13 protein-coding genes are annotated in these 15,695 nt (G+C 43.9%); 7 read left to right on the top strand and 6 right to left on the bottom strand.

Going from position 1 to position 15,695, the window contains the following annotated elements; all coding sequences use genetic code 11:
• Positions 1 to 278: 278 nt before the first annotated feature.
• The 7 genes from VNM22_11235 (at position 279) to VNM22_11205 (ending at position 11,111) form a co-directional block, all read left to right on the top strand.
• On the top strand, positions 279 to 1,271 hold the full coding sequence (locus VNM22_11235; protein HWP47725.1) for an amine dehydrogenase large subunit: 993 nt from the start codon (positions 279 to 281) through the stop codon (positions 1,269 to 1,271).
• 121 nt (positions 1,272 to 1,392) lie between these two features.
• The gene (locus VNM22_11230) at positions 1,393 to 2,154 is read left to right on the top strand and encodes a metal ABC transporter ATP-binding protein (protein ID HWP47724.1); all 762 of its coding nucleotides are present in this window, start codon (positions 1,393 to 1,395) and stop codon (positions 2,152 to 2,154) included.
• A gap of 493 nt (positions 2,155 to 2,647) precedes the next feature.
• Positions 2,648 to 3,739 (top strand): cyclase family protein, encoded by a 1,092-nt coding sequence (locus tag VNM22_11225; GenBank protein HWP47723.1) that lies wholly within the window; start codon positions 2,648 to 2,650, stop codon positions 3,737 to 3,739.
• Positions 3,740 to 4,423: 684 nt separating this feature from the next.
• Complete coding sequence (locus VNM22_11220) at positions 4,424 to 5,521, top strand: cyclase family protein (protein ID HWP47722.1); 1,098 nt, start codon at positions 4,424 to 4,426, stop codon at positions 5,519 to 5,521.
• Between the two features lie 352 nt (positions 5,522 to 5,873).
• Positions 5,874 to 8,564, top strand: coding sequence for a DNA polymerase I (gene polA, locus VNM22_11215; protein ID HWP47721.1), 2,691 nt, complete (start codon positions 5,874 to 5,876; stop codon positions 8,562 to 8,564).
• A gap of 105 nt (positions 8,565 to 8,669) precedes the next feature.
• The gene (locus tag VNM22_11210) at positions 8,670 to 8,957 is read left to right on the top strand and encodes a hypothetical protein (protein HWP47720.1); all 288 of its coding nucleotides are present in this window, start codon (positions 8,670 to 8,672) and stop codon (positions 8,955 to 8,957) included.
• A 474-nt stretch (positions 8,958 to 9,431) separates the two neighbouring features.
• Positions 9,432 to 11,111: an efflux RND transporter periplasmic adaptor subunit gene (locus tag VNM22_11205; GenBank protein ID HWP47719.1), complete on the top strand. Its 1,680-nt coding sequence runs from the start codon at positions 9,432 to 9,434 to the stop codon at positions 11,109 to 11,111.
• 128 nt (positions 11,112 to 11,239) lie between these two features.
• Here the strand turns inward: VNM22_11205 and VNM22_11200 are convergent, their stop codons facing one another.
• From VNM22_11200 to amrS, 6 genes are all read right to left on the bottom strand, one after another.
• On the bottom strand, positions 11,240 to 11,425 hold the full coding sequence (locus tag VNM22_11200) for a hypothetical protein (protein ID HWP47718.1): 186 nt from the start codon (positions 11,423 to 11,425) through the stop codon (positions 11,240 to 11,242).
• A 183-nt stretch (positions 11,426 to 11,608) separates the two neighbouring features.
• Complete coding sequence (locus tag VNM22_11195) at positions 11,609 to 11,950, bottom strand: hypothetical protein (protein ID HWP47717.1); 342 nt, start codon at positions 11,948 to 11,950, stop codon at positions 11,609 to 11,611.
• A 372-nt stretch (positions 11,951 to 12,322) separates the two neighbouring features.
• Positions 12,323 to 12,520: a hypothetical protein gene (locus VNM22_11190; protein HWP47716.1), complete on the bottom strand. Its 198-nt coding sequence runs from the start codon at positions 12,518 to 12,520 to the stop codon at positions 12,323 to 12,325.
• A gap of 89 nt (positions 12,521 to 12,609) precedes the next feature.
• Positions 12,610 to 13,488, bottom strand: a complete 879-nt coding sequence (locus tag VNM22_11185) for a hypothetical protein (GenBank protein ID HWP47715.1) — start codon at positions 13,486 to 13,488, stop codon at positions 12,610 to 12,612.
• Positions 13,489 to 13,654: 166 nt separating this feature from the next.
• Complete coding sequence (locus tag VNM22_11180; GenBank protein ID HWP47714.1) at positions 13,655 to 14,026, bottom strand: gamma-butyrobetaine hydroxylase-like domain-containing protein; 372 nt, start codon at positions 14,024 to 14,026, stop codon at positions 13,655 to 13,657.
• Positions 14,027 to 14,123: 97 nt separating this feature from the next.
• Positions 14,124 to 15,176, bottom strand: a complete 1,053-nt coding sequence (amrS, locus tag VNM22_11175) for an AmmeMemoRadiSam system radical SAM enzyme (GenBank protein ID HWP47713.1) — start codon at positions 15,174 to 15,176, stop codon at positions 14,124 to 14,126.
• Positions 15,177 to 15,695: the final 519 nt, after the last annotated feature.

Genomic DNA, 15,695 nt, shown 5'->3' with positions numbered 1-15,695 from the left:
CTATCCGGACAAGATTCCCAACTTTGTGGCCAGTCAGACTGGGGCCAAGGTTTACATGCTTCCGGCCCATGTGGAGGGGGTACCTGAGGCTAAGGATTATTTTGCTTTGTTTGATTATTTGATCGCCAAGCTCAATGAAGCGGTTAAATGTTGTTAAACAAAAAAGACGGTTTAACCAACCCGTAGGCGGTTCTGCGAGTTTTACGAATGAGTTCGGAGAAAGGATTTTTCGGATAATTCGTTTGACTCGCATCCTCTGCATACAGAAAGGAAGGGAAATGAAATACCGATTTAAACTTATTTGCTCGGTGGTGAGTTTCCTTCTCACCTTCGCTTCATCCTTTAATTCCAGTTCTGCACAGGGTCAACTTCGGGCCTATGTTACCAATGAAAAATCCAATGATGTCCATGTGATTGATATAACGACCGATAAGGTCATCACTAAGATATCCGTAGGTAAGAGACCCCGGGGTATTGTTATTACACCCGATAAAACTAAAGCCTATGTATCCAATGGTAATTCCAACGATATCACCATAATTGATATTGCCACGAATAAAGTGATCGACACAATTCCAGGCCCTGAAGATCCTGAAGGGCTGGATATTACTCCGGATGGTAAGCAGCTCTATATTGTCAGTGAAAATGGAGCATTTACCAGAGTTTTAGGATTACCCGACCATAAACAGTTGGCCGACATTCCCGTGGGTCTGGAGCCAGAAACCGTGGTGATCAGCCCCGACGGAACGAAAGCCTATGTTCCTCACGAAAGCTCCAACGATGTCTATGTAATCTCTACCCAAGAACACAAGGTTATTGCAAAAATTCCCGTGGGACAAAATCCACGGGGTGTGGCTTTTTCTCCAGATGGAAAAAGGGCCTATGTATCCAACGAACGCTCGGGAGATCTTTATGTGATTGACCCGGAGAAGAACCAGGTGATAAAGACCGTTAAGTTAGGAGAGAGGCCTGTGGGAATAGCTGTTTCTCCAGATGGAAAGAAACTTTATATAGCCCATGGGCGTTCGGATGAGGTCAGAGTTCTGGATGCAACAACACTCAAACTGATCACCTCGATTCCGATCCAGGGTCCGCAGCAGGGGATAAGGGCTTGGTGGGTTGCTTTGACTCCAGATGGAAAGAAACTTTATGTAACCGTGGGTCGAACCAACTCGGTAGCGGTTATAGATACGGCTTCCAACAAAGTCTTAACCATGATTCCGGTGGGGGAACTTCCCTGGGGGATTGATATTTTGGAAATTTCCAAGTGAAGTAAAGTGGTGAAATAACTTTACCTTTACTTGAAGGTAGAAAATCGGCAACTGCCGGGGCTGGATAATAATAAAATTCTCCTTCCCCGGCGACGCCCTTTATTTTGCAAGGAGCAGATTTTTGAAGCCCCTTATTGAGTTTAAAGACGTAACCCTTGGTTACGGTAACCGTATTGTATTGAAAAATCTAAACCTTGTGATTCAGGAAGGGGATTTTTTTGGAATTGTAGGGCCAAATGGATCGGGAAAAACGACCCTCTTAAAGGCCATTCTTGGAGTTTTGCGGCCCTTGCAGGGAAAGATTCTTACGATTTCACCGAAAGGCTCCCGGGAACTTTCCCTGGGATATGTTCCTCAACATAGCGAAGTAGATCAGATCTTTCCCCTTTCTGTTATGGAGATTGTTCTTATGGGTCGGTTTAAAAAGTTAGGGCCCGGAAGAAAACCCGGAAAACTGGACCGACAAATTGCCCTGAGAAGTTTAGATTATGTGGGGATAGCTCATCTTGCTTCAAAACTTTTTCAAGAACTCTCCGGAGGTCAGAAACAACGCACGCTCATTGCCCGGGCCCTGGCAGCAGAACCTCAGATCCTGGTGTTGGATGAACCTACCAGTGGGATGGATTTAACTTCAGAGTGGAACATGATGAAGTTGATTAAAACCCTCCATGATCAGAACCATCTGAGTATCCTGATGGCTACCCATAACCTTAATCTGATGATCAATTATGCACAACACATAGCTATTTTGGGTGAAAGGGTTTTAACGGGTCGTGTCCAGGAGGTCCTGTCGGAGGAGAACTTAAGTAAGGTGTATCAGATTCGGGTATCGGTTCGAGAAGTAGACGGAACCAAAGTGGTATTAACGGGATTGGAAACGTAAAACTGACCACCATTTTGCTAAAAAGGGTAGTTTTAAGGACACTTCTATAAACCCCTTGTAGCTTCTGACAAGGGTAAATTTTTAGAGTCATTTCAGGGAAAGTTCCTTCCCCGTTGCTTTGAGCCCTTTGATAAAACAGGATACAGCCTACCTCCAAAAAATCTCCTACTTAAAGTCCTTAGCCGGGCAGAAGAAAGTCTTAAATTTTTCAAATATAATATAAAATAGAATTTATCATTGACATCAGAAATAGGTTATGTCAATGCTATGTATGATCTGTGAGATCTCCTACCTGAGAAACGATTTCCAAAAGGAGGTGATGGAAACTAACAGACCAATGTTTCTGGACTATCCAGTCATAATCCCTCAGAAAAAGAGATTCTACTTCCTTTGATCCTTGAAGAGGAAAGGGTGTTAACAAATGAATTTCCCACCATTGAGAAGGGAAGTGGTATTTGTTGACAAACTATTTCCAATAACCAGGAGACCTTGTATGAGAAGAATTACGAGTTTAGCGATGATTTTTGCAATAACCGTTGTAACAATAGCGGGTTTTATGTCTATAAGGGTTAAGGCAGCTAACAATCCGGTGGATGAAAAGTGGTGGCCCAGCGAGTTTGGTCCCGATGACCAAGCCGGCGCGGTCAATTATATTACCCCCCAGAAGAGGATTGAGGCAGCAAAACTGGTTAAGCAAGGAAAATCGCTTACCATCGGGATGCCTTATCAGCAGGGTATGCCCCTGATTCCTGGGCGTACCTATACCTTGATGATTCCAGGTGCCGGGCAACCCCTCCATGGTCCTCTGAATTGGCAAGGCGATAAATTCAAGGAGACTTTTAATGATGAAATCGTAACCGCCGAGATTGGACAGGTTGGAACGCAATATGACGGCCTGGGTCACCCCATGATGCGTATTCAGGGTGTGGAAGGCTGGAAAGATGGGAACTACATGTACAACAAACGTCGGTTGGAAGACTATCCCAACGCCCGTGGATTACAGGTAAATGGGGTTGAACATGCAGCCAATATTGGTTACTTTACCCGGGGTATTCTTATCGATGTTCCCATGGTAAAGGGGGTAGCTCGATTGGAAAAAGGTTATGCCATTACGGTGGATGATTATAAGGCAGCCTTACAAAAGGAAGGAATTGGAGATGCGACCCAGGGAGATGTCGTGCTTATCCGTACCGGTTGGATCCAATTATGGAAAAGCTACCTGGATGAGAAAGGATTAAGAATTAAAGGTAGCCCTGCTGAGGTGGCAAAGGCCAATGCTGAATTCGGCTCCGGCGAACCGGGAGTTTCTCCGGAACTCTGTGAGTACCTGGCAAGCAGAAAAATCTCTATGATGCTGGTAGACCAGGGATCCGTGGAGCCTTTCGATTTTGCCAAAAATCCTTCTCCTGAACCCTTTGCTCCTTGCCATGTTAACCTGATTCTTCGACGTGGGATCTCTATTTTCGAGAATATCGATATGGAAGGGTTATCTAAAGAAAAAGTCTATGAGTTCCTGTTTTCCTGGGCTCCTCTCAAATTAGTTGGTGCTACAGGATCTCCGGGTAATCCAATTGTTGTCTGGTAAGACACCTGTTCTCTATAAGAGCCTGGGGCACCTCCGGCTCCCATTCCCCTGATGACCGTCTTTTCTCCCATCAAAAATTTCCATGTCGGTAGGGGCGGAGGGCCCTCCGCCCGTACATGGGGCGGAAGGCCTTCCGCCCGTACATGTTTATGCGGTATCCTCTATCGCTGTTCATTTAAAATAAATAAAAAGAACAACGGCAAAATTCCTTCAGGAGAGGATTTCTTGCTCCTCTTTTCGTAGAACAAAGATACCCAATTCCATAAAAAGATAAAAGAATGAAAGTTTAGAGTTGACAGGGAAGAGTATTACGAATATAAAAATCGTAATACGGCAGATAGAACGTAACCGAGGGTACCTTTTCAAATAACAGAGGATCGTTTTGGGAAATTGAGAGATCAAATTATTCAGAGAAAATAACTTTGTAGTTGACGCCACATGCAAATCATGTCAATTTGAGAGGTCGATCTTTTAAAAAATTTCCCGAGTAAAAAGGGATCTTTGAAAGGGGGTGATGGCAACTTACAAAACTTTACGGTTTCATCTGAAGTCCTGATTACTGAAAAGAATTCTTCTTATTTAGCTAGGATTAAATAACGGAAACCTTTACCAGATAGACTCACTACCCTAAGGAAACAAGGTAGGGGGGGAAGTCTATGTTAGTTCCTTGTAGGAGGTTGAGGTATGAAAATTATCAAAGCTATTTTCGTAATTTCTCTCCTTGTCGTTGCCTTTCTATTTATTTCCACACCTGATCGTGCTTTAGCAGCCAACAATCCGGTGGATGAAAAGTGGTGGCCCAGCGAGTTTGGTCCCGATGATCAGGCGGGTGCGACCAATTATATCACACCCCAGAAGAGGATTGAAGCAGCAAAACTGGTTAAACAAGGAAAATCCATTACCATTGGAATGCCCTATCATAACGGTATGCCCTTAGTACCCGGTCGTACCTATGCCTTATCCATTCCTGGCGGCGGAAATCCACTCCATGGCCCTTTTAAGTGGCAAGGCGATCAATATAAGATGACCTTCAATGACGAGTTTCTGGTTGCAGAGATTGGTCAGGTTGGTACCCAATTTGATAGTATCGGTCATCCCATGATTCGGATTCAAGGGGTCCCGGGCTGGAAAGATGGAGATTACATGTATAACGGCCATCGTTTGCAGGATACCTTCAACGGTCGTGGATTAAAATATGACGGTGTGGAGACCATTGCCCATAAAGGTTACTTTACCCGGGGCATTCTCATTGACATTCCTGCCTTAAAAGGGGTCGAGCGATTGGAAAAGGGTTATACCATTACCATGGCCGATTTTAAGGCAGCTCTACAAAAAGAAGGAATTGGTGAACCGACCCAGGGAGATGTAGTACTGGTTCGCACCGGTTGGATACAACTGTGGAAGGGGTATATGGATGCAGATGGAATAAGACCCTCGGATAAGGTTTCTCCGGCCGATATGGCCAAGGCTAATGCTGAGTTTGGCTCCGGAGAGCCGGGGGTGGCTCCAGAAGTATGCGACTACCTGGCCAGCAAAAAGATTTCCATGATTGGTTCTGATACCTGGGGGTTGGAGCCCTATGATTTTGCAAAAAATCCGGCTCCGGAACCCTTTGCCTATTGTCACATGAATCTGGTAGCCCGTCGGGGAATAGGTAATTTCGAAAACCTGGATCTGGAGGTGTTATCCAAGGAAAAGGCCTACGAATTTTTATTTGCCTGGTCACCCCTGAGATTGGTAGGGGCTACCGGATCACCGGGTAATCCGGTTGTAGCCTGGTAAAATAGACTCTTCCCCTGGGAGCCGGTATTTGAACCGGCTCCTCCACAACCCCATACGCACCAGGTTAAGGCATCCTCACCCGGTCCCTCCCTGGTTTCACAGGGGAAGGAACTCCACTTCAAAGTTCCTTCCCCTGCCAGGCGGGGGAAGGTTAGTAGGTTAAACATCTCGTTTGACATTAAAGGGGGCCCTTCCTGGATCTCACTCTTATCCCGGCGCCCATGCCTTACCACCCCGTTTTTCAGAATCCTCTTCCTTCTCTCCAATAAAACAGAAAAACTACCCCAACTTAAAGTATTTTCTACCCAAATAAATCCTTGACTTTCCTTCAGAAAGGTGGGATAAATTAAGTATGGATTCACCTCCAACCTTATATCTAATAGATGGAAATTCTAGTATTTACCGGCTTTATTATGCCATTCAGACTCCCCTATCTACTTCAACGGGTCTTCCTACCTGGGCTATTCTAGGCTTTTCCCGGATCATTCTGAAACTTCTTAAAGAGGAGAAACCTGAATATATGGCGGTTGTTTTCGATGCAGCGACCCCTACCTTTCGACATGAGTTGTTTACAGCCTATAAGGCCCAACGTTCCAGAATGCCTTCAGACCTCGTCCAACAGATTCCTTACATTAAGAGATTTATTCGGGCCCTTAATATCCCTATCCTGGAGATTCCGGGGTATGAAGCGGATGATGTGATTGGAACACTGGCCAAAAAAGCTGAACAGATGGGAATTCGTACCATTATCTTCAGCCCGGACAAAGATTTCCTCCAATTGGTCTCAGATAAAATCCAGGTCGTAAGTGAACGTATGGGTCACCGGGTCCTTTATGACGTGGAAAAGGTCAAGGAACGGTATGGTGTGGAACCTGAGAAAATTCCAGATGTTCTGGGATTGATGGGAGATCAGAGCGATAATGTTCCAGGGGTCCCGGGTATCGGGGAAAAGACGGCGGGTAAGCTTATCCAGGAATATGGTTCTGTGGAAGAACTTCTCCGAAACGTCGATAAAATCAAAAATGCCAGGCAACGAGAAAATTTAAAACAATACGGTGAAGTGGCTTTAAAAAGTAAAGAATTGGTGACTTTAGACACTCATGTCCCTGTGGAATGGAATCTAGAAGAGTTTCGTCTCTCCGAACCTAATCGATCGGAATTAATTCCCCTCCTTCAAGAATTAGAGTTCCAAAGTATCTTGAAAGAGATGATCCCTGAGGAGAAAATTGAAAATAACCCTTCTAAGGAATATGTAACCGTTTTATCCCACTCCCAATTAGATAAAATAGTCAATACGTTAAAGGCTTCCCAGGGATTTGCCATAGATACCGAAACAACCCACCCGGAGCCTATGTGGGCGAAATTGGTGGGTATTTCTTTCTCGGTCAAACCCAACCAGGCTTTCTACATCCCAGTAGGTCATACCTCTGAAAACACTCCAGCTCAACTGGATCTGAAAGAGGTTCTGACGAAGTTGAAGCCACTCCTGGAAGATGCTCAAATCGCTAAATACGGCCAGAATATGAAATACGATAAGATCGTTCTTGCCAATTATGGGATCGATCTTCAAGGACTGGATTTTGACACCATGATTGCTTCTTATCTCCTTAACCCTTCCCGCCATACCCATAATCTGGAAGATATCACCCTGGAGTATCTGGGATATAAGCGGAATTTGACCTATAAACAGGTTGTCGGCTCGGGGGTTAAGGCGATTACCATGGATCAGGCTCCTATAGATCAGGTGGCCTGTTATAGTTGTGAAGATGCAGATCTGGTATTCCAGTTGACTCAACATCTGCGCCCCCAATTACAACAGAAAAACCTGGAGAAACTTTTTTATCAGGTAGAAATGCCCCTGGTTGAGGTGCTGGCTCAGATGGAGCGGAATGGAGTACGGATCGATCTGAACCTTCTTTCGGTTTTATCCCAAGAACTGGACCAGGAGCTGGATCGACTCAGTTCAGAGATCTATACCCTGGCCGGTGTTGAATTTAATGTGAATTCCCCGAAGCAACTGGGAGAAATCCTTTTTGAGAAATTAAAACTTCCGGTCATCCGGAAAACTAAAACCGGGTACTCGACCGATGTGGATGTCCTGGAAGAGTTAGCCAAGGGGCATCCCCTCCCTTCCAAAATTTTAGAGTATCGACAGCTCTCGAAGCTCAAATCCACCTATGTGGATGCTCTTCCGAAGATGGTTCACCCTCAGACAGGGAGGATTCATACCTCGTACAACCAGACTGTGACGGCTACAGGCCGTTTAAGCAGTAGTGATCCCAACTTACAAAATATTCCCATTCGGACTCCTATCGGTCGTCGTATCCGCCAGGCGTTTATTCCCGCCGATGGGTATCTTCTCCTGTCGGCAGACTATTCTCAAATCGAATTGAGGATTTTAGCCCATCTTTCGGGAGATGAAAAACTGATCGAGGCCTTCCGCCGGGATGAAGATATTCATACCCGAACGGCCATCGAAGTCCTGGGTGTTAAAGATGCCTCCAAGATGACCCCGGAACTCCGTCGGAAAGCAAAGGCCGTCAATTTCGGAATTATTTATGGAATCGGAAGTTTCAGCCTCTCTAAAGATTTAGGAATTTCCACGAAGGAAGCTCAGCAGTATATCAATAACTATTTTGCCCGATATGTAGGTGTTAAAAGATATCTGGACAAAATGATAGAAAAGGCCCGAACCGAAGGCTATGTGACGACCTTGCTTAATCGAATCCGATATATCCCGGAAATCAAAAGCAAGGATTGGAGTACCCGACAATTTGGGGAACGAACCGCCACCAATACTCCTATTCAGGGAACCGCTGCCGATATGATTAAGCTTGCCATGATCCGAATTCACCGGCAGTTAAAAGAGAAATTTCCGGAAGTTAAAATGATTTTGCAGGTTCATGACGAATTGGTCTTTGAAGTACCTGAAAACCAGGTCGAACTGGTTAAACCCCTGATTAAGGAAGGTATGGAGACGGTTCTGGAATTGTCTGTACCTATTAAAGTAGATATTCATGTGGGTAGGAACTGGAATGATTGATTTTTATCTAAATAGTAAATGGATATTTCTTAGAAGTTGTTTTTTGTAGAAACAGTCCCATAGGTATCCCATTAGGGCTGCGCCTACATCTGAAAAGGAGATCTTATGAGTGGTGAGATTACCCTAAGGTTGCAATCTGAGTATAATAATTACGAGCTTGAACAGTGCATCTTTCCTGAGTTTACAAATATTATGGATGGGTTTATCATATCCCTCAGGATGCTGGAAGAAAAACTCAATATCGAACTGGACAAAGATTACATTCGAGACCAGGTCAAAGAGCTGCTTTTAAGTCAGGTAAGATATAGTCTGGATAGAGTCATCCAAGACTCGGTCCGAAAAGCTTTAACAGACCTGGAACATAGAGGTATCAAGGTTCGATTTGTAGAATAAATCCATCCCCATCTCTCATTCTCAGGTTCTACCTGGGGATGAGAGATTTTTTGTCTTGTAAGAAATCCGGTGGCCCCTTCCTGCCAAACTCTCCTGCTAAAGGATTCTTTTCTCCCGGTTTCTCCTTCCCATACCGGAGAATAAGATTTCTTAAATACCCCGACTTTCACAAACTCCAACTGAATTTTTATTTTAATTAATTTTCGTAAATTAATAACCAAGTTATATAAAATTTTTATTGACAAAAGTAAATTAACCCCTTATAAGCAGAAGGAGTTTGGAGAGGCTTTTTTACAAACCCAAAAACAAGGGAAGTAGGGTGGTTCTACCCATCCGGAGATTACCGGTAATACCAGATCTGATAAGGAATCGGGGTGACGGGCCAGTCACTCCTGCGAGAGATTAGGCAATATAGTCCGTCAGAATGGGTGTAACAACCCCCAGATACTTCCTATTCTCTTTTCAGGACAGGTTATGGAGCCGAAATATTATCTGGTTTTAAAAAGACAAAGGCTTAAAATAGCTCGAATCCGGAAAATTTTGATTACAGGTTTTTTAATTTTCTTCGGTTTTCTCGGTTTCTTGATTTACCTCATGAACTCTTACTCCCAGGCTCAGAGTTCCGTAAACATGGGTTCTCTCACCTCGGTCCAGGTTCAACCCGTTAAAGTGGTAGAACTGGTCCAGGAAATAGGTACCGATATAGAAGTTCAACCTTCCTGGCAAGTTCACGTCACAACACCTATACCGGGGGCCAGGATTGCAGCGCTTTATGTGGATCTGGGCGATTATGTTGAAGAGGGTCAGGTTCTCTTGGAGTTGGACCCGGCTCTGTTGATGCTGGAGCTAAAGCAGGCAGAGGATGAGGTGAAAAGCGCAAAGGCCAGGTTAGAGGAGATTCAGAAGACCCAGGCGACGCGTCATGAAGAAAGGGTTGCCGCGGTTCATCGGGCAGAGGATGAGGTGAAGAGTGCAAAGGCCAGGTTAGAGGAGATTCAGAAGACCCAGGCAACGCGTCATGAAGAAAGGGTTGCCGCGGTTCATCGGGCAGAAGGGGAAGTAGAAAGTGCAAAGGCCAGGCTGGAGGAGATCAAGAAAATCCAGGAGGCCCGACATGGGGAGTTGGTTGCAGCCTTTCAACAAGCTGAGGAGGTCCTTCGGAGTATCCGTACCAGGGAGATTTCCAAATCTTCAGAACCTGCTCCTGCAGAATTTAACAACCGGCGGTTATTAGAGGATTTTGTTAGAGCTAAAAATACCTTAACCCATGAAAGTGTTATAAATCGATCTATGGTAACTTCGGCAGAAGCGACTTATAAGCTGGCCTTAGAAGCCGCGATCAAAGCCCGAAATGCTATGGCCAATGAAAAGGTACTGAACCGATCGGAACAGGCCGTAGCAGAGCTTGCCTATACCCAGGCCCTGGAAAATCTTGTAAAGGCCCAGAATCAATTAAAAAATGAAGAAGCAACCCTTCAATCCGAGCTGGCAGCAGCCGAAGCCAATTATACCACCGCTTTTGCCAGACGAACTCAAATTCAGTATAACCTGACCCATACCACCGTAAAAGCACCGGTCAGTGGAATCGTAATCGAGCAAAATATCCACCCCGGAGAAGTGATGACTCCCTATGAAGGCTCTTCCCGTAACCTTTTAACCCTGGGTGTTGTTGACCCTGCCGTGGTAATAGCAGGGATTGGCTCAGAGTCAAATCCTTCTGTTTATACCGGTCAACCGGCTCGCATTGTAGTAGAAGATCCTGCAGAAGCTGTTTTAGAAGGGACGGTGATTAAGATCGAACAGAACCCATCGAAGCCAGAGTTGAAAGTGTATGTTAAAATTTCAAACCCGAATTTAGCGCTCAAGCCCGGAGTATTTGCCCATGCCCGATTTCAAAATAAACGATTGGCCCCTGTTATTCCAAAAACAGCCCTTATCCATCCGGCAGATCCATGTATGGTATTGGTAGTTGACCCTGATTTTATAGTTCGGAAACGCCTTATTGAGGTAGGTCTTTCCATGGATGGACTTATTGAGGTGGTTCGAGGTATCCAAGAAGGCGAACAAGTGATAACCTCCGGGCAACAGTTTATAAAGGAAGGAGATAAGATTAAAATCGCTACGGATACTTTTGTAGCCTTAAACAGATCCTGAAGGAGAAGAGAGGGGTGTGGGAGTGTGAGAGTATGGAAGTATGGGAGTGTGGGGGTATGGGGGTATGGGAGACTAAGTACTTATACGTCCACACTCCCACACCCCCACACTCCTACATCCCTTCATTTTTACTTTTTCTGAACGACTTCTCCTTCTTCGATCTTTGGTTTCTCCGGCAAGCCTTTGGGATCGTTTCCGTTGGGAGTATGGAAAAGTTCTTTCAGATCCCTGCTTCCGGTATCGGCTTTTTCATCCAGCCTGGTTGTGACTTCCTTTTTTTGATTTGTAAAATGGGCAACATTGATTCCGCACATACTCTCCACTCCTTTATTTATTTTTTTAAGATATTATTAAAATCCCATTCTGCTACCTGCTTTATATTCTTATACCTGGACCTGAAGGAGTCAAGGAAATCTTGAGTTAATAAAGGATCCAAAAGGACGAATTTAATTTAAGCCGGGAAGTTTCCATAACTTAACAGGAGTTCAAGAGGAGAATTATTTTACGTAGTTAGCTCTTTTCATTCCGCAGAAAGGGCAAAAATTACTATAACTCGGGATTTGTTGCTCGCAGCGCTGACAGAAAATATTTCTAAACCCAGGTAGTACCGGCTGTTGTTTCGGAGTACTTTTTACCGTTTTTTGTTGTTGGATATTTTTATTTTTCTCTAATTCTTTGAAGGCAGAGCTTAAAAAGGCAAAAAGACCCATTCCCAGGCTAAAAGCCAGTGTTGCTGTGCCCAATATACCGAGTCCTAATCGGTTACCTGTTCTTTCTCGATAGCCGCAGTTAGGGCATTCATAAAGGTCTTTATATCCATCAATAGCGTAAAACTCCATTTGAACTCTTGGAGTATGGTTATAGCAGTATCTTATAGCCATATCGTGGGTTTTAATTCTAAGATGCAGCAGAATCGAAGGGGTGTCTTTTCTTTAAAAGATCGAAATCTTGCCAGCAAATTCAAAGGCAAAGGAAATTGTTTTAAAATGGAACTCCTTAGACACTGCATAATAGAACAAATATAAGAAGGTAAAATGAATGAACCTCAGTACTTAAATTGATAGGTTGTCTCAAGTCGCATGGAGGACCTCCCGGGTTTTAAACTTGTAGATAGGTTCGCCCCTGGAGGTCTATTTTGCCTTTGAGATATTTTTTAGTGCCAAAGCACACGAACTCTGTCTACAGCAAAAGATAAGCCAGCCCCTTTTGTTTCAATTTGATTCTTGCCGGGTAGAGTGAGGGGTTGAGGCCGGACTGGTAGTTCGTATATCGATGATCAGGTTCTGTCGAACCATTACGGCAAAATCTAACAAGATAAGTTGTAAAGTTTGTAAATGCTGCTGGAACTTGGGATCTTTCTCAAACTGGTCAAATTCGTCACTGAACCGGATAGTAGTACTGACTTCCATTTTTTAAGTTAGGTAAGTAAAACCTATTTCGCGCTGTTCTGGAGATGAAAACTTGCTGGTTCTGCGAAATAGGGCCTATGATAAAGTTTTTAAGGCGAATTTCCTTGAAGGCGGCATTTAAATTTTCCGTAAGCTCCCCGATATACCAGATACTCCGCTGTTCCGGTCGGTGAGGCAGCCGTAAAGGAAAATCGAATGGTTCCGAAGGTCATGGCATTTTTATCCAGTTGTTCTATAAAAAAAGTATTATCTATACTTCCATCCGGCTTTACTTCGGTTCCCTCATTGGTAATAAGGGTAAAATCGTTGTAAGATAACCGGCGTGAAGTATCGGATAAATTCTTTGCAGAAGCTTTAATAATTACAAAATTTAGAAACAGGTTGTTAAATTTAGCATCTTTGAGGGTTGTTGCCTCGAACCGGAACTTGATTAAAGGATTTCCACTGGAGGATATCACAATACTATCCTTGCAATCAAACTCTTCTTCCACGAAGGGCATGACTGGAGCGTTACTCTCTATATCTGTTATGTGTTCCTGTCCCTCCAGTTGACTTAATTTTATCTTTCTCTTCATGAGGTAGTTGGCTATCTTTCCAAAATCAATATCCGATTTTTTGTACTCTAAGATTTTGTTATCCTGGGTGATAACTTCAACCTTTTCCTCGTTTCGGATCATGTAACCTTTTGATCGGATGGCCTTACCATCTTTCAGATAGACGAGATTGGTTTCTACAAATTGAAATACGTTTTTATCTCCTGGAGTTCTCTTCCAATCAATATCGCTTACAGATAAATTCTGCTGTCTTCCGTCCTTAAGAGAGATCACCATTCTGGAGTCAAAAATCTTATACTGGGCTGCCGAATAAGACTGACCGCTTCGGGTATAAACCTCAAAACCCCAGGTCAGATAAGAAGAAAACAAAAAAGTGCTTATCATCCATATAGTTGCCTTGATCATTTTCCTCATGATCGACTCCTTTAAAAAATCGCCGGGGAAGATTCTGGACGATCCAGGGTGAGAAAAGACTTCAAGCCATCCATATGGCAAATAGCGAACACAGGGGAAGATAACACGGGAAATTAAAAATTGTCAATTAACAATTTTTAATTTTTAATTGAGGTGATCGTTGAGTTTATCCCTTCGGATTTCCTAAGGGATTTTGGTGTCTAGCCTGGACCACTTCACTGCAGGTTGCACAGGGGCAGAGATTTCTCAAATATTCGGCACCGTATAAACTTTCATGGGCATCTGCCCATTTAACACTGACTCCCTGACCCGGAAAGCGGCGAATTTCAAGGGGTTGAACCGCTGCCGGAGGGAAAGTCTGGTTTTTCTGCCTTACTTCCAGGCATCCTTTACAAGGGCAAAGACTTCGGAGTAAATCGAAAGAGTAAATACTATGGTGATGGTCTCCCCAGTCAACTCCCAACGCATAGCGCCCTACCTGACTGAGCCGGAGCGGTTGAAACTTTTCAGGCAGAGGTTGTATAACCTGAAGTTCCATGAAAGTAAACTATTAACCCCGAAGAGTATAAAAGTATGGAGGTACGGGAGTGTAGGAGTAAATACTCCCATACCCCCACACTTCCATACTTAAGGTCTTAATTCAAATAGATAGGAATCACCTGACCGCAAGAGCATCGATTCCCTTGCAGGTCATATTTTAAAATACTATGCCAGGAACGTCGGATCAGAAGCTTTTTACAATTTGGACAATAGGTATTTGCGCCCTCCGAGAATACATTACCAACGTAAACGTACTTAAGTCCTACTTCCATGGCAATTTCCCGGGCCTGTTCCAGGGTTTCCTTAGGAGTTGGAGGTAAGTCTAACAGCTTGTAATCCGGATGGAAGGCTGTAAAGTGTAAAGGTACTTCGTCTCCCAGATTATCCAAAATCCATTTGGATAGCTCTCTAGATTCCTCCTTTGCGTCATTGAGAGTCGGAATCATAAGGTTAGTAATCTCGATCCAAACGGAAGTTTCATGTTTGAGGATTTTTAAAGTTTTCAGAACCGGTTCCAGATGACTGAGGGTGATTTTGGAATAAAACTTTTCGGTAAAAGCTTTTAGATCCACGTTAGCGGCGTCGATATATTCATAAACCGATTTAAGGGCTTCCTCGGTTACATACCCATTGGTTACCATTACGTTCTTCAATCCGTACTGTCTGGCAAGTTTGGAAATATCCCTTACATATTCTGCCCAGATGGTAGGCTCATTGTAGGTATAGGCGATGCTTGGGCATCGGTACCGCAGGGCGTTAAAAACCACGGCTTCTGGGGATAATTCCCTTGAATTGACCTGATCAGCCTTTGCTTTGGAGATGTCCCAGTTTTGACAAAACTTACATCCCATGTTACATCCTGCCGTGCCCATGGAAAAAATCTTGGTACCGGGCAGAAAGTGAAATAAAGGCTTTTTCTCTATGGGATCGATATGAATGGCCGCAGGTCGTCCGTAACCCAGGGAATAAAGCTTACCACCTATATTTGCACGAATAAAGCAAAACCCGGTCTGACCTTCCCCAATTCTACAATACCTGGGACAAAGATAACAATAGACTTTGTTATTTGGAAGGGGTTCCCAGAAATCAGCTTCCTTTAAGTCTACTTCCTCAACTCCTGGAATCTCTTTAACAAGGGCTTCATTCATAAAACTCCACACCCCTTTTAAGAAGAAACATTAAAAAATAAAAATTTTATACTTATGTTTATAATATACCCCTTTAAAGGGATTAAATCAAGTAAAGCCCCTTAAGAAACCTATCCCTTTATACTTTCTTTCTTGGAGCTTTAAGTCTACTTCTACCCATTTGCAGTTTTCATATATTCATCCACGAAGGGGGTAAAAGTATGGGAGCAAATTTCCTTGTACCCCATCAGTATTAAAATGTGGCCTAAATGATAGGGGCAGCCAGATAGATCTGTTACTAAAGGCGCCCACACAAGGTCGTCACTACCCATTAGGCAACATCTTCATGGGGAATTGGTATTACACTGTTTACTTAATTTTGATCTCATAGGGCTGCTTTCACTCCCCGACTCCCCTCTCCCGCAGCGTGGGAGAGAGGCCGGGGGTGAGGGCCACTTAAACATTAAGCAAAATTAAAGTAACAACGCAGTATTACGCTTACACTTTCACATTTTCACACCTCTATACCCCCAATACCTC

This window comes from Candidatus Limnocylindrales bacterium (genome assembly GCA_035559535.1).
Classification (GTDB): Bacteria; Moduliflexota; Moduliflexia; order Moduliflexales; family JAUQPW01; genus JAUQPW01.
The sequence above is the reverse complement of the archived record's forward strand: the minus strand, read 5'-3'. Positions and strand labels throughout refer to the sequence as shown.